This is a genomic window from Actinopolyspora lacussalsi subsp. righensis (assembly GCF_900116555.1).
Taxonomy (GTDB): Bacteria; Actinomycetota; Actinomycetes; order Mycobacteriales; family Pseudonocardiaceae; genus Actinopolyspora; species Actinopolyspora lacussalsi.
Genome location: NZ_FPAT01000001.1, coordinates 376,013 through 402,748, shown reverse-complemented (window position 1 = coordinate 402,748; position 26,736 = coordinate 376,013). Strand labels below are relative to the sequence as shown.

Annotated in this window: 21 protein-coding genes; 14 read left to right on the top strand and 7 right to left on the bottom strand. The window is 66.9% G+C overall.

Annotated features, from left to right (window positions below; genetic code table 11):
- Positions 1-78: 78 nt before the first annotated feature.
- The 3 genes from BM394_RS01830 to exaC form a co-directional block, all read right to left on the bottom strand.
- The gene (locus BM394_RS01830) at positions 79-678 is read right to left on the bottom strand and encodes a DUF6245 family protein (RefSeq protein ID WP_092973048.1); all 600 of its coding nucleotides are present in this window, start codon (positions 676-678) and stop codon (positions 79-81) included.
- 275 nt (positions 679-953) lie between these two features.
- A complete protein-coding gene (locus tag BM394_RS01825; protein ID WP_092973046.1) occupies positions 954-1,340 on the bottom strand; it encodes a DUF779 domain-containing protein in 387 nt (128 codons plus the stop codon).
- The gene (exaC, locus tag BM394_RS01820) at positions 1,340-2,863 is read right to left on the bottom strand and encodes an acetaldehyde dehydrogenase ExaC (protein WP_092973044.1); all 1,524 of its coding nucleotides are present in this window, start codon (positions 2,861-2,863) and stop codon (positions 1,340-1,342) included. The genes BM394_RS01825 and exaC overlap by 1 nt, the downstream gene beginning before the upstream one ends.
- A gap of 249 nt (positions 2,864-3,112) precedes the next feature.
- Here exaC and BM394_RS01815 point away from each other — a divergent pair, with 249 nt between their 5' ends.
- Both BM394_RS01815 and BM394_RS01805 read left to right on the top strand, forming a co-directional pair.
- The gene (locus BM394_RS01815) at positions 3,113-4,687 is read left to right on the top strand and encodes a GAF domain-containing protein (RefSeq protein ID WP_245779912.1); all 1,575 of its coding nucleotides are present in this window, start codon (positions 3,113-3,115) and stop codon (positions 4,685-4,687) included.
- Positions 4,688-5,243: 556 nt separating this feature from the next.
- Complete coding sequence (locus BM394_RS01805) at positions 5,244-6,005, top strand: spermidine synthase (protein ID WP_092973662.1); 762 nt, start codon at positions 5,244-5,246, stop codon at positions 6,003-6,005.
- Positions 6,006-6,120: 115 nt separating this feature from the next.
- Here BM394_RS01805 and BM394_RS01800 read toward each other — a convergent pair whose 3' ends face one another.
- The gene (locus BM394_RS01800; protein WP_092973042.1) at positions 6,121-6,801 is read right to left on the bottom strand and encodes a hypothetical protein; all 681 of its coding nucleotides are present in this window, start codon (positions 6,799-6,801) and stop codon (positions 6,121-6,123) included.
- Between the two features lie 210 nt (positions 6,802-7,011).
- Here BM394_RS01800 and BM394_RS01795 point away from each other — a divergent pair, with 210 nt between their 5' ends.
- The 8 genes from BM394_RS01795 (at position 7,012) to BM394_RS01760 (ending at position 15,953) form a co-directional block, all read left to right on the top strand.
- The gene (locus tag BM394_RS01795; protein ID WP_139235110.1) at positions 7,012-7,452 is read left to right on the top strand and encodes a hypothetical protein; all 441 of its coding nucleotides are present in this window, start codon (positions 7,012-7,014) and stop codon (positions 7,450-7,452) included.
- 146 nt (positions 7,453-7,598) lie between these two features.
- A complete protein-coding gene (locus tag BM394_RS01790; protein WP_092973038.1) occupies positions 7,599-8,345 on the top strand; it encodes a lipoate--protein ligase family protein in 747 nt (248 codons plus the stop codon).
- 239 nt (positions 8,346-8,584) lie between these two features.
- Positions 8,585-9,592 (top strand): LacI family DNA-binding transcriptional regulator, encoded by a 1,008-nt coding sequence (locus BM394_RS01785; RefSeq protein WP_092973037.1) that lies wholly within the window; start codon positions 8,585-8,587, stop codon positions 9,590-9,592.
- Positions 9,593-9,793: 201 nt separating this feature from the next.
- On the top strand, positions 9,794-11,083 hold the full coding sequence (locus BM394_RS01780; RefSeq protein WP_092973036.1) for an ABC transporter substrate-binding protein: 1,290 nt from the start codon (positions 9,794-9,796) through the stop codon (positions 11,081-11,083).
- Between the two features lie 76 nt (positions 11,084-11,159).
- Positions 11,160-12,185, top strand: a complete 1,026-nt coding sequence (locus BM394_RS01775) for a carbohydrate ABC transporter permease (RefSeq protein WP_092973660.1) — start codon at positions 11,160-11,162, stop codon at positions 12,183-12,185.
- A complete protein-coding gene (locus tag BM394_RS01770; protein ID WP_092973034.1) occupies positions 12,182-13,048 on the top strand; it encodes a carbohydrate ABC transporter permease in 867 nt (288 codons plus the stop codon). The genes BM394_RS01775 and BM394_RS01770 overlap by 4 nt, the downstream gene beginning before the upstream one ends.
- Positions 13,049-13,132: 84 nt before the next feature.
- A complete protein-coding gene (locus BM394_RS01765; protein ID WP_217643281.1) occupies positions 13,133-14,788 on the top strand; it encodes a glycoside hydrolase family 13 protein in 1,656 nt (551 codons plus the stop codon).
- A 79-nt stretch (positions 14,789-14,867) separates the two neighbouring features.
- Positions 14,868-15,953: an ABC transporter ATP-binding protein gene (locus BM394_RS01760; protein WP_092973657.1), complete on the top strand. Its 1,086-nt coding sequence runs from the start codon at positions 14,868-14,870 to the stop codon at positions 15,951-15,953.
- A gap of 111 nt (positions 15,954-16,064) precedes the next feature.
- On the opposite strand, the gene BM394_RS01755 is transcribed toward BM394_RS01760, so the two are convergent.
- Positions 16,065-17,147, bottom strand: coding sequence for an endo-1,4-beta-xylanase (locus BM394_RS01755; protein ID WP_092973032.1), 1,083 nt, complete (start codon positions 17,145-17,147; stop codon positions 16,065-16,067).
- A gap of 189 nt (positions 17,148-17,336) precedes the next feature.
- A complete protein-coding gene (locus tag BM394_RS01750; RefSeq protein WP_092973030.1) occupies positions 17,337-18,029 on the bottom strand; it encodes a glycoside hydrolase family 11 protein in 693 nt (230 codons plus the stop codon).
- Positions 18,030-18,454: 425 nt separating this feature from the next.
- Between BM394_RS01750 and BM394_RS01745 the strand changes: the two genes are divergently transcribed.
- Complete coding sequence (locus BM394_RS01745; protein WP_092973029.1) at positions 18,455-19,183, top strand: polysaccharide deacetylase family protein; 729 nt, start codon at positions 18,455-18,457, stop codon at positions 19,181-19,183.
- Positions 19,184-19,730: 547 nt separating this feature from the next.
- Positions 19,731-20,984, top strand: a complete 1,254-nt coding sequence (locus BM394_RS01740; protein WP_092973027.1) for an ROK family transcriptional regulator — start codon at positions 19,731-19,733, stop codon at positions 20,982-20,984.
- A gap of 76 nt (positions 20,985-21,060) precedes the next feature.
- On the opposite strand, the gene BM394_RS01735 is transcribed toward BM394_RS01740, so the two are convergent.
- Positions 21,061-24,423: a hypothetical protein gene (locus BM394_RS01735; protein ID WP_092973025.1), complete on the bottom strand. Its 3,363-nt coding sequence runs from the start codon at positions 24,421-24,423 to the stop codon at positions 21,061-21,063.
- A 269-nt stretch (positions 24,424-24,692) separates the two neighbouring features.
- Here BM394_RS01735 and BM394_RS01730 point away from each other — a divergent pair, with 269 nt between their 5' ends.
- Together BM394_RS01730 and BM394_RS01725 are read left to right on the top strand one after the other, a co-directional pair.
- Entirely contained in the window at positions 24,693-25,688 is a 996-nt protein-coding gene (locus BM394_RS01730) for an LLM class flavin-dependent oxidoreductase (RefSeq protein WP_092973655.1), read from the top strand.
- Positions 25,689-25,807: 119 nt separating this feature from the next.
- Positions 25,808-26,611, top strand: coding sequence for an SAM-dependent methyltransferase (locus BM394_RS01725; RefSeq protein ID WP_092973023.1), 804 nt, complete (start codon positions 25,808-25,810; stop codon positions 26,609-26,611).
- Positions 26,612-26,736: the final 125 nt, after the last annotated feature.

Genomic DNA, 26,736 nt, shown 5'->3' with positions numbered 1-26,736 from the left:
GTCCTGGAGGCCGCTTGGCGCGCTCTCTCGTCCCCGCGTGAGCGGCTGTCCCGGAGGCGGGCGACATCCTCGGCCGCTTCAGGACTCGGAACTCCCGGAGTCCGATCCGGAGCGGGCCCGCTCGGTCAGCGCGCGCAGCTGGTCGATGTTCTCGGCAGCGCTGCTCAGCGCCTGGTGCGCTGTGTCGAGCTGTTCGGCGACCGAGTCGATATCGGCCTGCTCGGTGAGGGTTTGGCTCGCCGCGCTCACGGACAGCAGCCGATCCAGCCCTTCGGCGGTCTGCGCGGCGGCCACCTGGACCGGCCCCGCCTGTTCGGATTGGGCGGTCTCCCGCAGTGGAGAGGCGAGCCGCAGCAACTGCCACCGCAGGAATTCGAGCATGCTGGTCTGATCGCCCGCGACCCCGGCGGTTTGCTGCTGCTGCAGATAGACGGCGGTGCGCTGTTCGGCGTCGAATTCGCCGGACTCGTTCAGGATCGCTTCGAGCTGGGCGGCCCCGAGCAGCGCGTTGGCCAGGTAGGCGCGGTAGACCGCTTCGCCGCCGATCCGTTCGGCCGCGGCCGCGTGTTCGTCGGCGGTGTTCGTCCCGCGATAGTGACCCAGCGCTTGCAGCGCGGTGGCCAGTTGGTCGACCGTGGCGGGCTGATCGGTTTCGGACGAGGAGGACGGGGTGCTCATCGTCGCGCAGCATAACGGTCCACGTGTGCGAGTCTTGGAGGTGAGGGCGCTCGGCGGGGTCGTGTTCGCGGCCCCCCACCTGATCCGAGCAGTGGAGCCGGTTTGGCCCGCGCGAGTGTGACGCAGTTCGTTTCGGGACGGGGAAGGCGCGTGGAGGCCGCGTGCGCGCAGGCACGTCCCCGCAGCCCTTCGCCGAGCCCTGCGTCCGAGTTGACCGGGGCCGCCCGGCCGGCCGACTGCCGTGCGGCGAGGCCAGCCGACCGGCCGGAGTGGTCTCATACCTCGAGTCCGGCCAATTCCTCCGCGGTGAGCAGGCGTGAACGGAGCAGGAACCGCACACCTTCCGGTGCCTCCAGCGAGAAGCCGCTACCCCGACCACTGACCACGTCGATGGTCAGGTGGGTGTGCCGCCAGTACTCGAACTGCGGTCCCGACATCCACACCTCGACGCCCTCGGCGACACCTTCGACCTCGAGGTCTCCCAGGTGCACGTCGTTGACCCCGGTGCGGAACTCGCCGTGGGGATAGCACATCGGTGCACTGCCGTCGCAGCACCCGCCGGACTGGTGGAACATGACGTGACCGTGCTGCTCGACCAGACGCCGGATGAGTTCCGCCGCCTGGTCGGTCACGGCCACCCGTTGAGGGGCCGGTGTGTCCATCAGAACAGCCCCATCGCGCTCTCCGAGTAGTTGACCAGCAGGTTCTTGGTCTGCTGGTAGTGGTCGAGCATCATCTTGTGGGTTTCCCTGCCGATGCCCGACTGCTTGTAGCCACCGAACGCGGCATGGGCGGGATAGGAGTGGTAGTTGTTCACCCACACGCGACCGGCCTGGATGTCCCGGCCCGCGCGGTACGCGGTGTTGCCGTTGCGTGACCACACGCCCGCGCCCAGACCGTAGAGCGTGTCGTTGGCCGTTTTCATCGCGTCCTCGTAGCCGTCGAACGAGGTGACCGACACTACCGGCCCGAAGATCTCCTCCTGGAAGATCCGCTGCTTGTTGTGGCCCTCGAAGATGGTGGGTTCGACGTAGTAGCCGCCGGACAGTTCACCACCCAGCTCCACCCGGTTACCTCCGGTGAGGATCCGGGCCCCTTCCTGCTTGCCGATGTCGATGTAGGACAGGATCTTCTCCAGCTGGTCGTTGCTGACCTGGGCGCCGATCTGGGTGTCGGTGTCCAGCGGATGTCCGGGAGTGATGTTTTCGGTGCGGGCCACGGCGTCGGCCGTGAAGTCCCGGTAGATGCCGGACTGGACCAGCGCCCGCGACGGGCAGGTGCACACCTCGCCCTGATTCAGCGCGAAGAGGGTGAATCCCTCGAGGGCCTTGTCGTAGAAGGCGTCGTCGGCGGCGGCGACGTCGTTGAAGAAGATGTTCGGGCTCTTGCCGCCGAGCTCGACCGTCACCGGGATGATGTTCTCGCTGGCGTACTGCAGGATCAGCCTGCCGGTGGTGGTCTCTCCGGTGAAGGCCACCTTGCGGATCCGCGGGTTGGAGGCCAGCGGCTTGCCCGCCTCCACGCCGAACCCGTTGATCACGTTCACCGTCCCCGCGGGCAGCAGATCGGCGATCAGTTCGAGCAGCACGTGGATGGATGCCGGTGTCTGCTCGGCCGGTTTGAGAACGACGGCGTTGCCGCCCGCCAGTGCGGGAGCCAGCTTCCACGTCGCCATCAGGATCGGGAAGTTCCACGGGATGATCTGTGCGACCACCCCGAGCGGCTCGTGGAAGTGGTAGGCGACCGTGTCCTCGTCCACCTGCGACAGCGTGCCCTCCTGCGCACGCAGCGCACCGGCGAAGTAGCGGAAGTGGTCGATCGCCAGCGGGATGTCGGCGGCCAGCGTCTCGCGTACCGGCTTCCCGTTCTCCCAGGATTCGGCCACCGCGAGCTTCTCCAGGTTCCGCTCCATTCGCTCGGCGATGCTCAGCAGTATTCCCGCGCGTTCGGCGGGCGATTTCCCGCCCCAGGTACTCACCGCGGATTCGGCGGCGTCGATCGCCCGCTCCACGTCCTCGGCGGTGCCCCGTGCCATCTCGGTGAAGGGTTTGCCGGTGATCGGGGTGGGATTCTCGAAGTATCCCCCCTTGGCGGGCGCCACGTATGCGCCGCCGATGAAGTGGTCGTACCGAGATCGGTACTCGACGACCGAGCCAGCTGTTCCCGGCGCTGCGTATTGGCCCATGTCCGTACCTCCGTGCGGCGTCGTGACTCGTTGGTCCCCGAGAAGCGGCCACCCTCGTCGGGACGGCCCGGGGACGTCGCACGGCACCGTAGAGTCGTGCACGTTGCGGACACGTTGCGTGGACGAGCTCGTCCCGCTCGGCTGCCTCGATCGTTCGACATCTTGTCCGTTGTCCGGATCACACGGCAGCATGGGTTGACTCGCGCCGGTGTCGGATCCGGTGCCCGAACATTCCGCGAGGCGCCCCGCGTGGTCGACATTTCCATGAGGTACTTCGACGAATCATCAGGCGATCCGTTGCGACAGGCCCGGTTGCTCGAACAGGTGCACGCCGCCGTGCTCGGAGGTGATGTAGCCGATGACGTGCGCGTGGACGGCAAGCGGAAGGGAACGTGCTCGCCGCGTCCGGTCGTGGTGGAGTCCTGGCGGCGATCGCTGGCGGCGCGGATCGACCCGAACGGGTGGCAGCCTCCCGTCGAGTTCGAAACCGCCGCACTCCCCGAGATCCGGGCGGAGCACCCGCTGGCGGAATGCGTCCCCTTGCTGCGGGAAACACTGTTGGAAGCGGCCGGGGACACCCCGCACATCATGATCGTCACCGATGCGGCGGGGACCATCCTGTGGCGGGAGGGGAATCCGGAGGTCTGCCGCAAGGCCGACGACGTCCTGCTCAGCGAGGGAACACGCTGGTCCGAGGACGCCATCGGCACGAACGCGATGGGAACTACGCTGGCCACCGATTCACCGGTACGTATTCATTCCGCCGAGCACCTGGTGCGCACTTACCACGCGTGGACCTGCGCGGCCAGCCCGGTGCACGACCCGGAAACCGGGGCGGTCCTCGGCTCCATCGACGTCAGCGGACCACTGCGAACCATGCACCCGGCTCTTACCGCGCTGGTGACGGCCGCGGCTCGGCTGGCGGAGAACCGGTTGACCGATCGGATGCGCCGCGAGCACGAACGCCTCCGGCAGCGACACCTTCCCTCGTTGCGTGCGCTCCGCGGCGAACCCGGTGCGCTGCTCGGTCCGCGAGGTCATGTGATCGAAACGACCTCCGGGGAGCTGAACCTGCCCGAACGGGTCGAGCCGACTCGGCCCGAAGAGGGGATCGCGGTCGGGGACGACAGGCGGATCGTGCTGGAACCGCTCTCCGGGGGCTACTTGCTGCGCGCGCCACGTCGAAAGCGGTCACCCCGTGGCGGAACGACCGGAGTGACGCGTACCCCCGCTCCCGCGGCGGTGCGGCACACGCTCCGTCTCGGGCTGATGAGCGAATACCCCACCGCGGAGTCGGACGGGCAGCGGCTGGAGCTGGGAACGAGGCACGCCGAGTTGCTCGCCGCGTTGGCGCTGCGTCCGGCCGGGGTGAGTTCCGAGCGGCTCGCCCTGCTCGTGCACGGTGAGCGGGGTAACCCGGTTACCGTTCGCGCCGAGATCCATCGACTGCGCAACCAGATCGGGTGCGCTGTCGTGCGAACGAAGCCCTATCGGCTCGACGCCTCGATCGAAGCGGATTTCCACGACGTGCGCCAGGCGCTGTGCGAAGGAGCGCTGCGATCGGCGCTGGCTCTCCACGGGGCCGGGCTGTTGCCGGGCTCGGAGGCCCCGGTGGTTCGGGAGGAGCGGGAGGAACTCGCGGCGGGTTTGCGCGGTGCGGTGCTGGGCAGCGAGGACCCCGATCTGCTGTGGAGCTATGCGAGCACCGAGCACGGCAGGGACGACATCGAGGTGCTGGAGCACCTGTTGAGCCTGTTGGCCCGGGGCGACTGGCGACGTGCCGGAACCCGGGCGCGGCTCGCCCGGCTGCTGCGGGAGCAGTGACCGTTGGAGTCACCGGAACCGGTGCCGCAGGCGGTCAGCGCCGCTCCCGCCGCGCCGAGCCCGAGCAGCCGCAACGTGCCCCTACGGCTGAGCAGCGTACCGAGGTCGAAGCCCGGGCCCTGGTCGACGACCTCGCCTGCGGCCTGGGCAGCTCGCGCCCCTGGTATGTCGGTTCGGGTTCGTTCATGACCACCACCGTGCGGTGTGTGGCTGGGCGTGTGCCGAGTGAAGGTTGGGTGCGGGCCGATAATCCTCAGCGGCGGCATTGTTCCCGACGGCAGGTCACCGGTGATGTTGACGTTGAGCCCGGCTTCGGTGATGTCCAGAGGCAGGGATTCGCACGCCCGTCCGGGCAGGTGACTACGGAGTACGTCGCGGCGAACGGGTAGGAGACTTTCCCACCGTGACGAACCGGGCCGGACGAAGACGTGGCGGTGTGCGTATGCTGCTGCCGAGATCTTGGCGGTACCCGTCTCACGTACCCGACATCAGCGTGGTGCCCGTCCCACCGCATCGGTCGGTAACCCGGAATTATCACACGGAAGGGATGCCACTGGTGAGTGCCCGCTTCGAGGAACTGGATTGGCGTGAGACGTCGATCGGTGTGATCAGCCTGCGCCGTCGTTGGGACCGTTCGCTGGAACGGGACGTGCACGAGATCAAACTGGACGAGGAGTTCCTCATGTCCAGCCTGTTCACGGTGGCGGAGGTCGAACTCGCGCGGCTCGGACTGGCCGCCTCGCCCGCGGCCGAGCTCGACGTGGTGGTGGGTGGTCTAGGGCTCGGCTACACCGCCCGAGCCGCTCTCGAAGAACCGCGGGTGCGCTCGCTGCACGTGGTGGAATCCCTCGGCGAGGTCATCGAGTGGCACCGTCGCGAGCTGCTGCCGTTGGGCACGGAACTGACCTCGGACCCGCGGACCCGGCTGGTGCACGGTGACTTCTTCGCGATGGTGGGTGCCGGATCCGGCTTCGACGTCGATGCGCCGCGACGACGGTTCCACGCCGTGCTGCTCGACATCGATCACTCGCCGACGCACGTGCTGGATCCGAGCCACGCCTGGTGCTACGAGCCCGAAGGGTTGCGTCGACTCGCGGATCATCTCGAACCGGGCGGGGTCTTCGCGCTCTGGTCGGACGATCCGCCGCGGGAGGAGTTCACCGCGGCTCTTTCGGAAGTCTTCGACACCGTTCGGGCGCACGTCGTCACGTTCGACAACCCCTACACCGGCGGGGAGTCCAGCAACACCGTCTACACCGCCGTACTGGGACACCTCGAACGGCAGGCGGACGGAGATACCGGCGCACACCTCGCGTGAGGTTCCGCACCGAGTGCTTCTCCGGGGGCCCGAAGCGTTGTCGGGTCGCTTCGCACGGGTGCGTTCACCCGTGCGAAGGCGATGTCGATGGTCGCGGTGGCGACCCCGCTGGAGTTCATCCAGCACTTCTGGCCAGTGCGGCGGCTGCTTCCGCGGTCGTGTCGAGGACCGGTTCCGGCACGTTGCCGGTGCGGGACTCGGTCTCGGCCACGAACACGGTGTCGCGGCGAGGGGCCGAGTCGTAGTGATGCCCGGTGAAGCGCACCGTGGACAGGACGGGATGGATGTCTCCGGTGCCGTGTTCGTCGATCAGGGAGCGGAAATCCCGCGCTGCGGCACTGGAACGCATCCGGACGCGTGAGACGAGCACCGAGATCGTCCCGCTGTCGTATTCCACGGGGAACTGGAACCGTCGCAGATCTCGGCACGGTGTCCGGACGAAGAATTCCCGTACCTGCCCGTAGGTACTCGTCACACATTCCACGGCACTCCTGGTGACGCGGCGTCCCCGGCGAAGTCCGAGCCGTTTCCAGGCGCGTTCGCGGTTACCTCGTTTCACGTCCCGTCGTGCTTTCGAGAGGTTCTTCCCGATACCACGGACCACGGCCGTGTCCGCGGTGGACATGCTGGCCGTGGTCGTTCCCGAACCGCCGAGAGTCACGCCACCGGTGCCACCTCCGGTCGCCCACACGGCCAGCGCCACGCCGCCCGCTACAACTGTCGCCTTCCCCTTGCCGTTCCCGCCCCGGATCGGGTACTTCGTGCCGTCCGGTCGGCTTCGGAACTCTGGTGCCATGACTTCCTCCTTTCGTCGGAGAAATCCTGCGACAGCCACTAGGAGTGTTGGGAATCAACGCATAAATTTAGCCCTTTCGTGTTAAGATTGGTTACACACGTTAGTGTCGGCAATTGCTTGGAGTGACTGGCAGCGTTCCGGTGTGAGAGCGTAAGTTCCGTCCGCACAAGACGACGCTCTTCCCGTTGGGAGTGATCGACGGTGCTTCCGGTGATGGCGAAAACCCTGCTTCGGCGGCGTGACGGAACTTTCGGCGCTCTCGACGAAACCGCGCGAACACGGCGTGGTGAGTACGTCGAGGGCGCGATCGTGCTCACGGTGTGGGGCGTGGAGGTGCTGGACACGACCCTGTGGGACGATGTGGATCACTTGTGGGGATACCTGGCCGACATTGTCGAGGACCTTGTCGATGGGAAGGACGGCGGCACGTATTTTCCGGATCAGCCCGTCGAACTGTCTTTCCGGAACATTCCCCGGGAGCACGTGGTGGTGTCCGTACGAGCGGGTGAGGAGAAGCGAACAGCTGCCGCACCGAAAGACGCGCTCCTCGACGCGTTGCGCACGGCGGGAAACGAGTTCTTCGACTGGCTGGATCACGTCGCCCCCGTCGACTCGGGGCGGGAACGCGCGAAACTGAACCACCGACGGTAGTGCGAATTTCGCGCCCCGCCGCATCGTCGTGCTGCCGCGCCCGGAGATGCCCGTTCCTCCGGCGTGCGATCCGCCTGGAATCCCCGCCTCGGCGTGGTCGACTGGGGCTCGCCGTGTCCGCTCCGCTCGTTGCGTAGGCTTGGCACGTGGAGCTGTATCACGGAGCGCTGGGTGGGGACACGAGCCAGTCCTTCGAGGTCGCACTGGCGCACGCCCTCGTCCGGCGGGCGAGTGACGGTGCGGCGGGCTCGGCGCTGCGGGTGTACCGGCCCACCACCCCCACCGTGGCGTTCGGGCGACGCGACACGTTGCGTCCCGGTTTTTCCGAGGCGGTCGCCCTGGTCCGGGACGCCGGTTTCACGCCGGTGGTGCGGGCTCCCGGTGGACGTGCGGTGGCCTACACCTCCGATTCGCTGGTGGTCGATCACATCGCGGCCGAGGCGGACTCGTTGGCCGGGATGGAGCAGCGCTTCGACGGTTATGCCCGGATGTGGGCCGGGCTGCTGGCCGAGTACGGCGTGGACGCGCGGGTCGGTGCCGTGCCGGGCGAGTACTGCCCGGGAGCCCACAGCGTGAACGCGCGCGGACGGGTCAAGCTCGTCGGCACGGCGCAACGGATCCTGCGGCGTGCCTGGTTGTTCAGCGCGGTGGCGGTCTTCGACGGGGACGAGGTGCTGCGTCCGCTGCTCACCGAGGTGTATCGAGCACTGGGGCTCGACTTCGACGGCGATTCGGTCGGCTCGGTTCGAGCCGAGGCACCCGAGGTCGACCTCGACACCTTCGAACGCGGGATTCTCGACGCCTACGAGGACCGTTTCGGCCTCACGCGGGCGGACCTCGACGAGTCCGTGCTGACGACGGCGCGTGAGCTGGTCGACGACCACCGACTCTGAATCTCATCCGTTCGGCCAATTGACGGCATTTAACCGTCGTCGGTACCACTTCGTTACCCGTCCACGTGGTTCACGTCCCTCTTGTGTCGTCCGAACGCAAGCGTTTGCGTTTGAATATCAGCAGCGCACAAGCTTATTCGGAAAAAATGTTCGTTCGATCTACGCAACCGCTTGTGTTGCGTTGTGGGTCACATTTAGTCTTCCGGATCAACCGAGGCAGCAACGTGACAGGGAGCACAATGGCCACGATCGAGGAGGTCGCTCGTGCGGCCGGTGTCTCCACCGCGACGGTTTCCCGGGCATTGCGGCAACAGCCGGGAGTGTCCGAACGGACCCGGCAGCGCGTGCGCACCGTGGCCGAGGACCTGAACTACTCTATCTCCAGGTCGGCCTCCGGGTTGGCAACCGGAAGGACCCGGCGTATCGGCGTGCTGGTGCCCTACGTCTCACGGTGGTTCTTCGGGCAGGTGCTTGCGGGCGCGGAGGAAGCGCTGCGCTCGGCAGGTTACGACCTGATGCTCTACGTGGTCGGGGATCAGGAAGGGCGTGAGCGGTTCTTCCGGGAGCTCCCACTGCGGCGCAGCGTGGATGCCGTTCTGGTGCTGACCCTTTCGCTGCGTGCCGAGGAGGCCGGCCGGCTGCGCGAGTTGGGTGTCCCGCTGGGATTCGTGGGCGGCAGGATGGACGGCTTCAACTCGGTGTGGATCGACGATCACGGCGGGGGCATGCTCGCCGTGCGGCATCTGCTCAACCAGGGGCACACCGACATCGCGATGATCCACGGTGGCACGCCCGATGCGTTGAACCTGCCCGCCCCGCACGAGCGTTGTACCGCTTTCCGGGACGCGATGGCCGAACAGGATGTCCCGGTTCGGGAGAGTTGGTTGTGTGCCGGAGATTTCTCCGTTTCGGGAGGAAGGCGAGCCATGACTCGGATACTCGCCGACGAGCTGCGCCCCACCGCCGTTTTCGCCATGTCGGACGAGATGGCTTTCGGAGCGATGCACGCGTTGCGCAATCACAAACTCCACGTGCCGCGTGAAATGGCGATCGTGGGATTCGACGGGCACGAGATGTCCGAGTGCTCCGGCTTGTCCACTGTGGTGCAGCCGGTACGCCAGGAAGGAGGAACGGCGGCGAAACTGCTGCTGGAACAGCTGGAACAGGGCAGCGCCGAGACCCGTGACGTGGTGTTGCCCACCGAACTGGTGGTGCGTTCGTCGACCACCGGCGACGATTCCATGTGAGACGTCCCGGAAGCGCCGGACGGCGTCGAGTTCGTTGCCGATAACGGAAATCACCCGGTGGTAGTCGGGTGGCCGATGTCGATCGAATTCCCGGAATCAACTCGGCCGTTCGGCTGAAAAATTCGTCGTACCACATATTTTTTCGGAACCGAACGCGTGATTCGTCGCGCGTTCTGGTCGAGTCGAATCGAGGAGACAGGCATGAAGTCATTACGTTGGAGATCCGTATCCCTGATGACGGTGGCGGCTTTCGTGGTCGCCGGTTGTGGCGGTGGCGGTGGTGATTCGTCGGCGTCGAGCGAGATCAGCGGTCGAGGCCCCATCACCTTCGCCACCGGCAAGGACGTGACCGGCGCCGTCACCCAGGCGGTCGAGACGTGGAACGGGTCCCACCCCGAGCAGCGGGTCCGGCTGATCGAACTGCCCGCCGACGGCGACCAGCAGCGGCAGCAGATGGTGCAGAACGCCCAGACCGAGTCCGGCGCGTTCACCGTGCTGGACCTGGACAACGTGTGGAACGCGGAGTTCGCCGCGAACCGGTGGGTCGTCGAACTGCCGAAGGAGGAGTTCGACTTCTCGCCCTTCCTGGAATCCGCGATGAAAACCGCCAGGTACCGGGGCAGGCTCTTCTCGGTCCCCGCCTACTCCGACGGCGGGTTGCTGTACTACCGGAAGGACCTGCTGAACAAGGTGGATGCCCAACCACCGACCACGCGAGAGGAGATGCGCGAGATCTGCGCCAAGGTGCTCGAGCTCCCCGCGGCCGAGGGAATGTCCTGCTACGCGGGTCAGCACGCCAAGTACGAAGGGCTGACGGTCAACTTCGCCGAGGCCGTTCACGGCGCGGGCGGGCAGATCGTCAATGATCAGGGGCAGCCCACCGTGGACTCGCCGGAGGCGCTGCGCGGACTCGAAACCATGGTCGAGGGATTCGGCTCCGGTACCATCCCGCGCGCGGCGATCGCCTACAAGGAACAGCCCAACAAGCGCGCGTTCATCGGCGGCGAGCTCGTCTTCAGCCGCAACTGGCCGTTCATGTGGTCGCAGGCCAACGCCGACGACGGTTCGTCGAAGGTCGCGGGCGAGTTCGCCGTCGCACCGCTGCCCGGCATCACCGGAAAGGGCGTGTCCAGCCTCGGCGGGCACAACCTCGCGATCTCGTCCTTCGCGGAGAACAAGGCCACCGCGTTGGACTTCATCAAGTTCTACACCTCGGAGAAGCAGCAGCGGCAGCGGTTGATCAAGGGCTCGTTGGCCCCCACGCGCGGCGCGCTCTACGACGATCCGGAACTGCAGCGGAAGTACCCGTACCTGGACACCCTCAAGAAATCCATCAAGAGCGCCGAGCCGCGTCCCCGCGTCGTCAACTACGGCGACGTCACGCTCGCCGTCCAGGACGAGGTCTACGCCGCGATCTCCGGCGACAAGAAACCCGACAAGGCATTGAGCGCCCTGCAGCGCAGGCTGGAAAAACTGATCGAGCAGAAGTGATCCACGCCTTCGCGCTCCGCCCCGCGAGCGGGTTCCGACCCGCTCGCCGGGCGATGGGAAAGGGGAGTTCATGTCGATGACGACCGATACCCCGACGGGCACGGAAGTCGATGCGGGGAACACGACCCCGGGATCGCCGAGGAGACGAAGGTCCGGTTCCGTGACCGGCACGGGCAGGTTGGCCTCGGCGCTGGTTTCGCCGACGCTGCTGGTGCTGGCCGTGGTGGTCATGTACCCGATCATCGCCGCGCTGTACCAGTCGCTGTTCGTCTCCGGGCAGCGGCTCGACGCGCAGGGATTCGTGGTCGAGGGACGCCAGTTCGTCGGGCTGGGAACCTATGCCGACATCCTGTTCGGCCCGGCGGCCGAGCGGTTCTGGAACGCATTCTGGAACACCACCTTCTTCACGGCCGTCACCGTCACGCTGGAGGCCGTGCTCGGGATGGCCATGGCCCTGGTGATGCATCAGGCGTTCCGGGGGCGCGGACTGGTGCGGGCGAGCGTGCTCGTGCCGTGGGCGATCCCCACCGCCGTGTCCGCCCTGCTGTGGCGGTGGATCTTCGCGCCGGACGGGGTCGCGAACGCGCTCCTGGACCAGCAGGTGCTGTGGAGCTCGCAGGCCATCGCCTCGAAGATCGCCGTGATCACTGCGGAAGTGTGGAAAACGGCCCCCTTCGTGGGGCTGCTGGTGCTGGCCGGGTTGCAGGTCATCTCCCGCGAGGTGCACGAAGCGGCCACCGTGGACGGCGCGGGCGCCTGGCGGCGCTTCTGGCACATCACGCTGCCACTGGTCAAACCGGCCCTGGTGGTCGCGGTGCTGTTCCGGATGCTGGACGCGCTGCGCATGTTCGACCTGCCGTTCATCCTGATCGGACAGCAGAAGGACTCGGTCGAGACGTTGTCCATGCTGGCCTTCTCCGAGGCGACGAACGTGCACTACGGACCCGCGGCCGCCTACGCCACCCTGCTGTTCGCCTACGTGGCGCTGATCGCGTTCGTGTTCGTCAAGTTGCTCGGCGCGGACGTGATCGGTGAGGCCCGTTCACAGGCGCCCAAGAGCCGTGGAGCTCGTTTCCGGCGCGGAAAGGGGAGTGCGCGATGACCACTGCGACAGGGAACGAACGTCGAACCACGCGCCGCCGTTTCGATGCCAAGAAGTGGCTTCCCATACTGGGTGTGGCAGGCATCGTGCTGTACTGCCTGGCCCCCTTCTACTGGATGGTGGTCACGGCGTTCCGCAGACCCGCCGACCAGTACGATCTGAGCCCGCTGTCGCGCACCTGGTCGGTGGAGAACTTCCGGGCCGTGTTCGAGCCCGGCACCGGCTTCGGCCGTGCGCTGCTGAACAGCCTGATCGTGGCGTCGACGACCACGATCCTGACGCTGGTGATCGGCACCTCGACGGCCTACGCCCTGGCCCGGCTGGCCTTCCGGGGAAAGAACCTGGTGCTCTCGCTGATCATCGCGACCAGCATGTTCCCGGGCATCTCGTTGATCGTCCCGTTGCTCCGGCTGTTCACCGACATCGGTTGGATCAACACCTACCAGGCGATGATCCTGCCCAGCCTGTCGTTCGCGCTTCCGCTCGCGGTGTGGAACCTGACCATGTTCTTCCGGCAGATGCCGCAGGAACTGGAGCAGGCGGCCATGGTCGACGGCTGCACGCCCGGGCAGGCGTTTCGCAGGATCATCGTGCCGTTGGCCGCGCCCGGCATGTTCACCACGGCGATCCTGACCTTCATCCTCGCCTGGAACGAGTTCATCATCGCGCTGTCCATGGTCAACGAGCAGAACATGCAGACGGTCACGGTGGCGATCTCGAAGTTCACCGGCGCCACGCAGTACGACCAACCCTTCGGCACCCAGATGGCCGCCGGGGTCATCGTCACGATTCCACTGGTCATCGGGGTGCTCATCTTCCAGCGAAGGATCATCGCCGGACTGACCTCCGGCGGCCTGAAGTAACACCACCAGGTCACGGCCGGACCGGCGTGACCCCACCTTCCCGAATTACCGAAGGGTCTTCCCGAATTACCGAAGGAGCGCACAGTGCCGAATTCCTCCGACCCCGGCACCACACCGTGGTGGCGGGACGCGGTGATCTACCAGATCTACATCCGTAGTTTCGCCGACGGGGACGGCGACGGTATGGGCGACATCGAGGGGATCCGTTCCCGCCTGCCCTACCTGCGGGATCTGGGAGTCGACGCCATCTGGATCACTCCCTGGTACGTCTCACCACAGGCCGACGCCGGTTACGACGTCGCCGACTTCCGCGACATCGACCCGCGCTTCGGCACGCTCACCGACGCCGAGCGGCTGATCACCCAGGCGCACGAGCACGGCATCCGGGTTCTCCCGGACATCGTGCCGAACCACACCTCCGATCAGCACGAGTGGTTCCGCGCCGCCCTGAAGGCGGGGCCCGGCAGCGCCGAACGGGCGCGATACGTCTTCCGGCCCGGCCGTGGTGAGCACGGTGAACATCCCCCCAACAACTGGATCTCCCGGTTCGGCGGACCGGCCTGGACCCGGGTGATCGAACAGGACGGCACACCGGGGGAGTGGTACCTGCACCTGTTCGCTCCCGAGCAGCCCGACCTGAACTGGGATCACCCCGAGGTCCACGCGGAGTTCGAGGACATCCTGCGGTTCTGGTTCGACCGGGGGGTCGACGGGTTCCGGATCGACGTGGCCCACGGGCTGGTCAAGGACGCCGAGCTGCCCGACGTGATCTCCAGTGACAACACGCGGGGCTACTCCGACGGGCAGCATCCGCACTGGGACCGCGACGGGGTGCACGAGATCTATCGCCGGTGGCGCGCGATCGCCGACGAGTATCCGGGCGAGCGCAAGTTCGTCGCCGAAGCGGGCGCCGACAGCCCACACCGGTTGGCCAACTACGTGCGACCCGACGGGCTGCACACCGCCTTCAACTTCGAGTTCCTCCGATGCCCGTGGGACGCCCACGACCTCCGCGAGACCATCGACTCCACCACGTCGAGCCTCTGGCGGGTGGGCGCTCCGGCCACCTGGGTGCTGTCCAATCACGACGTGGTGCGTCACGTCAGCAGGTACGGACGGCCGCAGCACAGCTGGGCGTCGGGGGAGAACTACCGTGCCGAGGGGCCGCTCGACCTGAGCCTGGGAACGAGACGGGCCCGGGCCGCCGCGCTGCTCATGCTGGCCCTTCCCGGGGGCGCCTATGTGTACCAGGGCGAGGAACTCGGGCTGGCCGAGGTCGAGGACATTCCGGAACGGTTCCTGCAGGACCCGATCTGGGAACGCACCGGCCACGCCGAACGCGGCCGTGACGGCTGCCGGGTCCCGCTGCCCTGGTCCGGTTCAAGACCACCGTTCGGGTTCAGTCCTTCGGAGGAGGCCGAACCGTGGTTGCCGCAGCCGGGCGGTTGGTCCGAGTACACCGTCGAGAACCAGCGGGGCCGGTCCGGCTCGATGCTGGAGCTGTACCGTGACGCGCTGCGTCTCCGCCGCGAGCATCCGGCCCTCGGGGAGGGTGACCTCGACTGGAACGATTCGCCGCGAGAGGTGCTGTCGTTCTCCCGCACGCCCGGATTCCGCTGTGTGGTGAACCTGTCCGCCGAACCGTGCGAACTGCCCGAACACCAACGGGTCCTGCTGTCCAGTGACGAACTGGACGGCTCGTCACTGCCACCGGACACCGCCGTGTGGTTGGCCGGTTGACTTCCCGCTCGTCACGAAGGCCGGGGCCGCCGTCGCGGCAGGCCCCGGCAGCCAGCAGGCCGCCGGAAAGGAGTCGATGATGGCGACCATCACCTATGACCGGGCCACTCGGGTGTATCCGGGATCGGAGCACCCCGCGGTCGACGGTCTCGACCTGCACATCGCCGACGGCGAGTTCCTGGTGCTCGTCGGTCCCTCCGGGTGCGGCAAGTCCACCAGTCTGCGGATGCTCGCCGGGCTGGAAGAGGTGGACTCCGGTGCGATCCGCATCGGAGAACACGACGTCACCGGTCTTTCCCCGAAGGACCGCGACATCGCCATGGTCTTCCAGAACTACGCGCTGTACCCGCACATGAGCGTCGCCGACAACATGGGATTCGCGCTCCGAATCGCCAAGACCCCGAAACCGGAGATCGAACAGCGGGTACGCGAAGCGGCGAAACTGCTCGACCTGGAGCAGTACCTGGACCGCAAGCCCAGGGCGCTGTCCGGCGGGCAGCGGCAGCGGGTGGCGATGGGAAGGGCCATCGTGCGGGAGCCGCGAGTGTTCCTGATGGACGAGCCGTTGTCCAACCTGGACGCCAAGCTCCGGGTCTCGACCCGCTCGCAGATCGCGGGACTGCAGCGTCGACTGGGGGTGAGCACGGTTTACGTCACCCACGACCAGGTCGAGGCGATGACCATGGGTGACCGGGTGGCGGTGCTGCACGACGGGGTGCTGCAGCAGTGCGCGAGCCCACGGGAGCTCTACGAGCGGCCCGCCAACGCGTTCGTGGCGGGGTTCATCGGCTCACCTCCGATGAACCTGCTGGACTGCGGGCTCGACGGGGAGACCGTTCGCGCCGGTGACACCGCCCTTCCCGTCCCGAGTGCCGTCCGCGAGGAAGCGGCTCACGACGGTGGAAGAGTCACGATCGGTGTCCGGCCCGAGGACGTGCGGGTGGTGGGGCCGGGCGAGGAGGGGATGTCGGCGACCGTCGACCTCGTGGAGGAGCTCGGTTCCGACGTGTACCTGCACTGCAGCCTGCCGGACGAGGGGCAGGGGGTCGTTGCGCGCGCGGAACCACGTTCGGCACCCGCGCTCGGTGAGTCGGTGCGGTTGGGGATCCGGCCGGAGGCCGTGCACGCCTTCTCGGCGGTCACCGGTGAGCGCATCGCGGCGTGAGTCGGGGGACGGTTACAGCCGCGTCCCGCCGTGGACTTCAGCGACACGTTCACCAGTAAACATTCCGCGGGGCGCACGACGCGAAACCGTCGTGCGCCCCACCCGCACCGCTCAGGCGGTGGGATTGATCCGGTTGTAGGCGGGCTTCGGGTTCAGCGATTCGTCGAACAGGCAGGCCGCTCCCTGGCCGTCGAACGTGTTCGGCACCCAGGAGTGCCGGTCGGTGTAGCCCCACGTGGTGAACTCCACGCAGCGCGAGACCGCCTCGCAGGCGTTCCAGAGCCGCTCGTAATAGTCGGCCTGGGTGGTGAGCTTGCTGTCGGTGACGGGCAGCGTCATCCGCACGTCGGCCTCGGTGATGGCGACGTCGACACCGAGGTCTGCGAATCGCTGCAGGTTCGACTGGAAACCACCGGGAAAGCTGTAGTCGATCGAAAGGTGCGTCTGGAACCCGACGCCGTGGACCGGCACGCCCTGCTGCCGCAACGAGCGCACCAGATCGTAAATCGCGTTGCTCTTGTCGTTGACCCAACCGGTGTTGTAGTCGTTGATGTAGAGTTTCGCCGACGGATCGGCCTGGTGCGCCCAGCGGAACGCGTCGGCGATCCAGCCGTCACCGAGTTTCCGTTGGAAGATCGAGTCGCGCCGCGTGCCGTCCGAGTTGAACACCTCGTTGACCACGTCCCACGCCCGGATCTCGCCCTCGTAGCGGTTGACCACCGTGGTGATGTGGTTCTTCACCGCCGACCGCAGCTCGGAGGCGGACAGATCGTTCAGCCAGCCGGGATGCTGCTTGTGCCAGACCAGTGTGTGCCCGCGCACGCTCTTGCCGTGCTGCCGCGCGTAGTCCATGATCGCGTCGGCGCCGGACCAGTCGTACTGTCCGCGATTCGGTTCCAGCACCGACCACTTCATGGCGTTCTCCGCGGTCACGCTGCTGAACTCGTCGGTGAGCACCGAGCGGTAGTCGTTCTCGTTCACCAGCGCCGAAGCCGCGACGGCGCTGCCGACGTAGTTGTCGGTCAGGTCCTTGAGCGGGGTTCGTGCCGGAGCCTGTGCGTCGACGCCGGAAGCCTCAGCCGTGTCCGGCGTGGCCAGCGCGGGCGCCGTCTGCAGGGTGAGCAGTCCCGCGCTCGCGGTCAGTACCGCGCACAGCCTGCCGAGCCTGCCGTGGTTGCGTAACGCTCGCAGCATTTCTGTCGCTCCTCGTGGATCGTTGCCTGGAGCGCTCCCAGATAGAACGTGCTCTTCCCCGGGAAAGCGCTCGATCGGTTCCGGGGTGCGCCTGGGAGCGAGGAGGGGATACGGCGGCATCGTCCGATGGTGGTGCGATGCCGCCGTGGAAAGCGTTCCTTTCGAGAAGGATCTTCCCGAAAAGGGGATTCAGCCGCTGACCGTCAGGTTGGAGCTCCCGCTGCTCTGGTACCCCTCCGTAGCGAGGACCATGTAGTAATCGAAGCTTCCCAGACTCATGCCGTGCTGGGCCCAGGCGTCGAAGTGATTACCGGTGGTTATGTTTCCACCCGCCCTCGGGGACTGCCGAACGCTCCAGAACTGCGGGAAGGTCGCCGTGCCCTCCACGGAGGGGGCGTCGTACCGCATCGTCCGGTAGATGTCGTACGTACTGCCGTCGCTGTATACCGTTCCCCGGTGGTCATTTCCTCCGGGACGGTAGGTTCCGTAGTCCTCGACGATGTAGTACTCCACGAGTGGGTTCGACGTCCATCCGTAGAGCGTCAGGTAGCCGTTGCCGGAGGGGTAGAAGCCGCCGGAGTAGTACACGTTCCTGCGGCCACCGTAGCTCCAGCCCTTGCCGCAGACGAAGTTGCCGCAGTCGGTCCACGAAGTGCTGTAACTGCCCCCGGAGGACAGGGTCATCGAAACCGATCCGCCGCCATCGGTCCAGAACGTGTAGTAGAACCCGTCGTGGGTGCCGGTTTCGTTCTGCGTGATGGTCCTGGCCGCGTAAGCGGTCCCGGGCAGCATCAGCGCGGACGCGCCCAGCGCCAGGGTTCCGGCGCCTCCGAGAAAACTCCTGCGGCCGAATGAGTTCGGTGCGAAATCGTCGGTGTTCATGCTTCCTCCGGTTCGGATCGGTGGACTTCGAACGGGTAATACGACTCGACGGTCCGTCGGTGGAGCGATTCGCGCGAATGACCGGGATCAACGGTGATCGAGGTCTGTCGACACCGAACAATGTCGACCAGGTCACGTCGATCTGTCAATGGTTTCCGTAAATGTTCCGGAAACCCGCTCGTTACCAGGTGGGCGGTGCTGCCCAGTGGGAAATACAAAATTTTTCCAGATAAAACCAAGTGCACTGTGGAATGATGTTTCCGAATTCGGTTCACGACGAGTCGGCAGGATGACCGCCGGATGTCGGGACTCGCCTTGGAGGGCATTGACAGTCTTCGGTGCCGACTCTATATTTCCCGTGCTCCGGAGATTCCTGTCGTACTATTTCCCGGAACCTCGCCCGGTACGCGCCGAAGGGACCCGTCATGACTCCTGGAAGACATCGGCGAACAACCAACCGCCTGCTCGTGCCACTGCTGCTCCTCGGGCTGTCGTTCGGATCGGCGAGCATCGCCCAGGCAGGTCCCGGCGGGGCAGGACTCGGCGCGGCGGCGGACGCCACCGTGGTCGACTCGACCGGACAACCGGGACGTACCGTGGCGCTCACCTTCGACGACGGCCCCAACGCGGGAGAGACCTCGAGCATGCTCGACCTGCTCGGCGAGCACCGGGTCAAGGCCGTCTTCTGCCTGTGGGGCCAGCACGTGCGGGAGAACCCCGAGCTGGTGCGGCGGATCGTCGCCGAGGGGCACGTCCTGTGCAACCACACGATGCGGCACGAGAACATGAGCACGTGGTCGCCCGCTGACATCAGGGCGAACCTGCGGGCCACGAACGAGGTGATTCACGAGGCGGTGCCGGGAGCCGAGATTCGCTACTTCCGCGCTCCCTACGGCGCGTGGGGCGAAACTCCGAGCGTGGCCGCGGACATGGGGATGCAGCCGCTCGGCTGGAGCCTTTCGGTGGCGGACTGGAACCGTCCCGGTACGGACGTGCTGGTCCGGCGGCTGATGGGCGGTATCTCACAGGGCGGTGTCGTGCTGCTGCACGACGGTGGTGGCGATCGCGGCCAGACCGTGCGGGCGGTCTCCCGAGTCATCCCGCGATTGCGTGATGAAGGTTGGCGATTCACGCTCCCCGCGCGCTCCGGTTGAGCGGAAGTCGTGCACCGGAACTCCCCGTGGCGCCGCGCGGCACGTGCACACCGGCCCGAACGGCCGCGCGGTACCTCGCACGAGGTCCACGCCGAGACCGAATTCCACGAGACGTGACCAGCGAACCCGTCGTCCTCGGGTGCTGAACCTCGTTTCCGAGGCGTGCGTACCGGCACCGGCAACACAAGTCGAGCACAGCGGAAAAGCCGCTCCGCCGTGATTCGTTCCGGCTCGGAACAGTGGCGTTCTCGGCGGCCGTGCCTGATTTCCCCGTTCTCGACGCGAGAGGTGAAACCACGGGGAAGTCCGCGCTCCCTCGGGTTCTTCGGGAGAATTCGTGTCCAGTACGATTCTTGGCTGTCCCGGTGCTGCTCATCCTGCCGCCAGCTTTCACACCGCGATGTCAAGGCGCCATACGTGTAAAATCCGGTGGTCGCTTCGATTCGTCGTTCGTGAGTTCCGCGGGATTTTCCGGGTTCGTGGGGTATGGCGTTTTCCGGTGACAATGGGTTAGTTTTCCGGCTGTCCCTGTTAGAGAGGGGGCCGGGTGCGCGGCTACGACAACGAGGTCAACCGGGACAACGGGCGTGGAATCGTCGCTCAGGCGGCCGTTCGTAGGGGCAATCTGGCCCGGGTCCTCGGCGAGATCCGGTCGGCCGGGGTGTATTCCCGTGCCGCGCTGGCCACCCGTACCGGGCTGACCAAGGCCACGGTGTCCAACCTCGTCAACGAGCTGATCGGACGGCGGCTGATCCGCGAGACCGGAAGGAAGCAGTCGGGCAGTGTCGGCCGCCCGTCCCGGATTCTCGAACTCGACGGTGGCTCGGCGGCGGCTCTGGGACTGGAGGTCAACGCGAACTGTCTCGCGGTGCGCGGGGTCGACCTCGCGGAGCGGGTGCTGCTCGATCGTCGAGTCGGCTTCGACGCGGTCCGAGTGGGGCCTTCCCGCACCGTCGACGAGCTGTCGCGACTCGCGGCGGAGGCGATCGCCGAACTGCAGAGCTCGGGCATCCGGCTGGTCGGCGTCGGCGTGGCTGTGCCGGGGCTCGTGGATGTGCCCAGCGGCACCGTGCGCCACGCGCCGAACCTGGGGTGGCAGGACGTGCCGATCACCGAGTGGCTGCGCGGCCGGCTCGATCTCGCCCCGGAAACCACGATCACCGTCGACAACGAGGCCAACCTGGCGGCGCTGGCCGAGTTCGGCGACGAGGCCAACACTGTCTCCGAACTGGTGTATCTGACCGGGGAGCTCGGTATCGGTTCCGGCCTGATCACAGCGGGGCGACTGCTGCGCGGATCGGACGGTTACAGCGGGGAGATCGGACACTTCCCGGTGGACCCCTACGGACGTAGGTGCCGCTGCGGGCAGCACGGCTGCCTGGAAACCAAGATCGGGTTGGCAGCGGCGGTCCGAACCGCCGCACCGGACCTGGTCGGAACCCTTCGGGACCCGGATGAGCAGGCGCGGATACTGCTGCAGCGCGCCGAGGCCGGTGATCAGCAGACACTGGCCGGTCTCGACGAGATAGGCCGCTGGCTCGGCATCGGGATCTCGATCGCGGTCAACATGCTCAACCCGGGGGCCGTGGTGCTCGGTGGCTACTTCGCCACGGTCTCCGCCCACGTGGTACCGACCGCGCTGCGGGAACTGCGGAGCAGAACCGTCGCGGGCCGGTCGGCGATATGTCCGGTCACCGCTTCGGTGTTCGGTTTCACCGCCGCCGTGCGCGGAGCGGCGATCGTGATCACCGAGGAGGTCTTCCAGGACCCGTGTCTGGTTCCGCCGGATACGCGGGAGTAGCTCTCGTGGGGCCGTGACAGCAGGGCTCCGCAGCACGTGGTGAGTCCGATCACGGCCCCGCGTCGCTGTCCCGTGTTCAACCCTCCGCCGTTTCGCACAGCGCCCGAATCCGTTCCACGCTGGGTGGAGTGTGGGCGAGATCCGCCTCGTGCGCTCGCGCACGGCTCAACCTTGCCGTGAGCACTCTGCGCTCGAACCCGGTTCGTCCGTCCCGTAGTTCCGCCAGGGTTTCGCTGCGTGCGCGGGTCGTGAGCTCTTCCAACGATTCGTCCCGAACGCTGTGAGCGGTGCTGATCCAGTGGTTTTCCCGCTCGGCCTCACGTGCCCGCTCCGGAAACCGAGTTATCGGGAATCTGTCGAGCAGCCATCTTGTCAGTTCCGCCAGTCTCCGGTCGTGCAACCTCGCGGGGTCCAGTGCCGCGACCACCTCGTCGGCCCGGGTGGACGCGGCGGCGCCGGAGACCAGGTCGCCGACGACAACGTTCGGCTCCGATTCAGCCTGCGCCCGGTAGGCGAGGGTGGCGAGTTCCGGCTCCGGAGCGCGGCGAAGTTCCCGACGGATCCGGGTGGCGAGTTCCGGTGAGTACGTGTCCAACAGCCGCAGCAGTGTTTCGCCGAGTACGCCGTGATAACTGTGGTTCAGGAACCGTCGGTGCAGTTCCGCGTCGACCTCGCTCAGCAGTGACGCGTAGCGGTGATGGTTCTCGAGAGGTTTGCCCTGTTTCTGCTGTTCGTCGAAGCGTCGCAGCACCGCTTCGGCGAGGGCCGGACGCGCCGCGTGCGGCACGGAATCGATCAGCCGACCGCGCAGTCCGGCGTTCTCGTCCGCCTCGTCGAGGATCCACGCCGCGATGATCGGGGGAGCCCACCTGCTCCAGGCCGATGTGTCCAACCCGTCCAGCCGGTGTGGTTGGTGGCGAAGCAGCGTGCTCAGCAGGTATACCCCGGACCAGTCGGGCAGCACCTCCTCGGTCGAGATGTGTCGCAGTCCCGCGTCCGAGGTGGACGTGACCCGGTGCGTTCGGACGTATTCGAGACCGAGGTCGAAGACGTCGCGTCGTTCCTCGGGGACCAGCAGCTCCCAACCGGGCCGTTCGGTCAGGTCCTGGGTGAAGTAGTGGTCGATGGACCATCCGCCGTCCTCGGCGAGCCTTCGGCAGACCTGCCACCACTCGGCTACGTCTCGGCGTGCTGCTTGAAGTGCCTCGGTGAGTTCGCGGCGTTGCTTCGCACGTTTTTCCTCGGCGGAAGGGGCCGGATCGGTCCTGTGCATCTTGCGCAGCATCTCGGCCCGCCCCGAGTCGCTCTCGACGTTTTCGCGCAACTCCCGGACATGCGGGTACGCCGGGTGTTCCTCGGGGAGCGAGAGGATCAGATCCGCGCTACGGGCGTCCGGCTCCGCCACGAGCAGCGGCACGCAACCGCCCAGCACGGATCGAGCGTTCTTCCCGAATCGGGGAAGCTCCTCCAATACCCACTCGAGATCCGTTTCCCTGACCAGATCCAGCAAGAGCAGCCACCGTACGAAATCAGGGCTGATCCGCTCCGCGAGGAGCACGGCCAGCCCGCGTCGGAACCGGGGATCGTTCAGCCGTGGGACCGTGACCCGATCGCGCCAGCGTGACCAGTTGTGGTTGATGACCGCTGCCGTCACGTCGGCGAGCTCGACCACGCTGGGCAGCGATTCGGCCGCGCGCCACCCGTTGTCCAACAGTCCGATGATGAACCGGCCGTAGGTTTGTTCCCCGGCTCCGACACACTCCGCTCCCCAGGCCAGCGCTCGCGGAAGGTCCCGTACGGGAATCCGGTCCGCCAGCGTTTCCAGCGACCGCCAGTAGGATCCCTCGAACCGGTCATCGCCGCGTCGCCGTATCGAGTCGAGGAGTTCGGCAGTGGATAGTGCTCCCGGGTACAGCGCGTCGATCCCGGCGGCCAGCAGTTCCTCGTCCGGATCCTCCTCCGGTTCGAGTCGCAGTAGCGAGGCCAATTCGTCCGGCGCGCTCTCGTCCGACAGTGACACCACGGCCATGGCCCCCGCCCGACGCGCCCCCGAACTCCACCGTGGGCTCAGCACCTCTTCGAGAAGCTCCGCCACCGTTCCTCGGCACCGACCTTCCTCCGCGAGCCGAGCGATCCACCACAGCTGTTCGGAATGCTCGATACCGGCCCGCAGCCACCCCAGCAGTGCGCGCTGCAGTCCGGGATGCACCAGGGTGGCGAGGTCGAGCTCCTGCTCGGCTTCGAGCTCACCCTCGGCCGCGGCTGTGAGCAGTGACTCGGTCATAGCGGTCCGAACACGATCGGAGGACGGATCCACTCCTGTTCGAGCCAGGAGGGCGGCGTTGGCCGGGATCAGGTCCTGGACCAGCTCGGGATCCATGGTCGCTGTCCACGCCGTTACCGCGGCGAGGGAACCGGGAACTCGACCGTTGTCGTGAACTCCCAGCAGCTCTCCCAAGCGGTCCCGCCCGATCTGTCGCGAGACCACGAAACACGCCGCGAGGTAATCCGCGTGCTGTCGCAGGCGGAATTCCATCCCTCCGCCACGAGCGGGAGCGAACAACGCGGTGTCGAGCACTTCCTCGTGCCCGCCTTGCTCGCTCGGCGCGGCCTCCTCCGGGAGCGCGACGGCAAGCGACTCTCCGACGGGCGTTCCGAAGCCGGATTCGCCCCCGCCTGTCGCCTCGCCAGGGCTGACGCGCCCGAAAATCGACACCGCGGCCAGCCACATCGCCCGCTGCCACTGATGCCGCCGTGTCAGGGCGGCGCCGGTGGAACCGGTCCCACCCAACGCGACGTCTGTATCGTGCTCGATCGCCGCACGTTGATCCGGTGGTAATTCCCCCGTGTCCCGCCGATGGCGGGCTACCGTCTCGAACCACATCGCCGATGCCGGAGGTCGCCATGAACCGGTCTCGGCGAGCTCGGTGAAAAGCTCCTCCGAGACGCCGATCCCGCGTGCGATCGTATCGGCCGCGTCGCGCGTCAAGGGGAGAAGCTCGAACGCTTGGAGCGCGAGCGGGGTGCGACGCAGAACTCTCGCTTCCGGCCTGTTCCAGGTGGTGGTCCGGCAGGCCAGGCGCAGTCGTGCCCGTCGTTTCCCGGGAACGCGCAACCAGTCCCGGAGTTGTTCGAGGATGCCGGGAAAATCACCGGCCACGGCGTCGATCCCGTCCAGGTGAACGACACCGTCCTCGTACTCGGCCGCCGCGGCGAGTATCCGGCACGCCTCGGTTACGTCCAGCAGGGTGAAGTCGATGACCGTCGCCCCGGACTCGGCCTCGCGCAGCGCTTCGAGCACGGTGGTCTTACCCGCTCCGCCCGGTGCGAGCAGCACGAAATCACCGGAGGATCCGGCGAGCTCGGAGACCGCCATCGGCGCGGCCCAGCGCCCGGCGCGCCCGGGCGGTTCCAGGAAACCGTTCCGATCCCGGACCACCTCGCGAACCGCCGGCTCACCGTACCTGGGTGGTTCGTTTCGAAGTGGTCTCACATGGCGATCCGATCCCGGTCGGTGCTCGGGACCGCTCCTCGTAGCACGTGGCAGCGTACTCATATCGGCTCAACGCTAATCGCGGAACCGAGCGGCCGGGAATGTGATCCGTGCGATTCCCGGAATAGCCGTCGTGGGTGAACGCGTTCGAACGGTTGGTCGTAACAACTACGACCGAGCTCGTCACGGTGCCCGCGCGGAAGGATGCGTTTGCCATGGGTGTCCCACTGTCCGTCCTCGATCTCGCCACCATCGGTCATGACGAAACCCCGGGCGACAGCCTGCGGGCCAGCATCGACCTGGCGCAACGAGCCGAACGGTGGGGGTACCGGCGCATCTGGTACGCCGAACACCACAACATGTCCCGCATCGCCTCCTCGGCGACCAGCGTCATCATCGGGCACATCGCTGCCAACACCAGCTCGATCCGCCTCGGCGCGGGCGGCATCATGCTGCCGAACCACGCCCCGCTGACCATCGCCGAGCAGTTCGGCACCCTGGAGACGCTGCATCCGGGGCGCATCGACCTCGGCCTCGGCAGAGCGCCCGGCAGTGACCAGAACACCGCGAAGGCGTTGCGCCGCGACCCGAAGGCGGCCGAGACCTTCCCGCAGGACGTGCAGGAACTGCAGGGATATCTGGGGGAGAAGTCGTTGGTGCAGGGAGTGCAGGCCGTGCCCGGCAAGGGGACCGGCGTGCCGCTGTACATCCTCGGCTCTTCGTTGTTCGGTGCCAAACTCGCGGCCGCGCTCGGGCTGCCGTACTCGTTCGCCTCGCACTTCGCCCCGAACGCGCTGGAGGACGCCGTGTCGGTCTACCGGCGTGAGTTCACCCCCTCCGAACAGCTGTCGGAACCGTACGTCATCGCGGGGGTAAACGTCGTCGCCTCCGACACCACCGAGCAGGCGCGGGAACAACTCCAGGCAGCCAAGCGCAGCAGGCTGCGGATGCTCACCGGCCGCAACCTCACCCGCGAGGAAGCCGACAGCGCCCTGGACTCACCAGCCGGACAGCAGGCGCAGCAGATGCTTACCTACTCGGCGGTCGGAACCGCCGACGAGGTGAAGAACTACCTGGACGGTTTCGCCGAGCACGCCCGGGCCGACGAGCTGATGGTCACCTCGCTGGCTCCGGAGCGGGATGCCTGGCTGCGTTCCTTCGAACTGCTCGCCGAGGTCAGCGGAATGGTCGACGTCGCGGCACAGCACTGAGCCGACACCGGAACGCCCCGCTCCCGTTCGTCGATACCGCGCGGCACCCCTTCGCGGTTCGTGCCCGCGTGTGTACGCTGCTGGGTGAGCAGTGACCAGGGTCGTGGGGAGCGCGTGGTATGTCGATCGGTGAACCGGCTGGTAGCGAGGGTATCGACGTCCGGACGCCGAACGCGGCGCGGATGTACGACTACTACCTCGGTGGGTCGCACAACTTCGCCGCGGACCGGCAGGCCGCGGAGCGCGCGGTGGAGATCACGCCCGTCATGATCCCCGGTGCGCGCGCCAATCGGGCGTTCCTGCAGCGCGCGGTGCGGTTCTGCCTCGACCAGGGGATTCGCCAGTTCCTGGATCTCGGTTCCGGGATTCCCACCGTGGGGCACGTGCACCAGATCGCCCACGAACGGGATAGCTCGGTTCGGGTGGCCTACGTCGACAACGAACCCGTGGCGGTGTCCCACACCGGTCAGCTCCTGGACGGTGTCGAGAACGCGACGATCAGCAGGGCCGACCTGCGTAAGCCGGACGAGGTGCTGGCCGAACCCGGGGTGGCCGGGTTGCTCGACTTCGACGAGCCGATGGCCGTGCTGGCGGCGGCCGTGCTGCACTTCGTCGGCGACGAGGAAGGGCCGGCCGAGCTGGTCGACTCCTACCGCCGTGCGGTGGCACCGGGCAGTTTCATGGTGGTCTCGCACATCACCGATCACTACGACGAGCCCGACCGGGTCGAGGAGATCTCACGGCTGTACCGCGACACCAGCCACCTCGCCAACCACCGTTCGGTGGACGAGTTCGCCGCGCTGCTGGGCGACCTCGAACTGGTGGAGCCGGGTCTGGTGCACGCCGTCGACTGGCACCCGGATTCTGACGAGGTGCCGGAAGGGGCCCGAAACGCGTTCTGGGTCGCGGTCGGCAAATGCTGAGTCTTCTCGCGGCGGTCGTGTTTCACCGGCCTGTCGAGCTCTCGGCCCGCTCGGCTTCCTGCCGCAGTGCTTTCTGGCGGATCATGCGGAAGATGTAGCTCAGCACGCCGAGGATCATGCCCTGC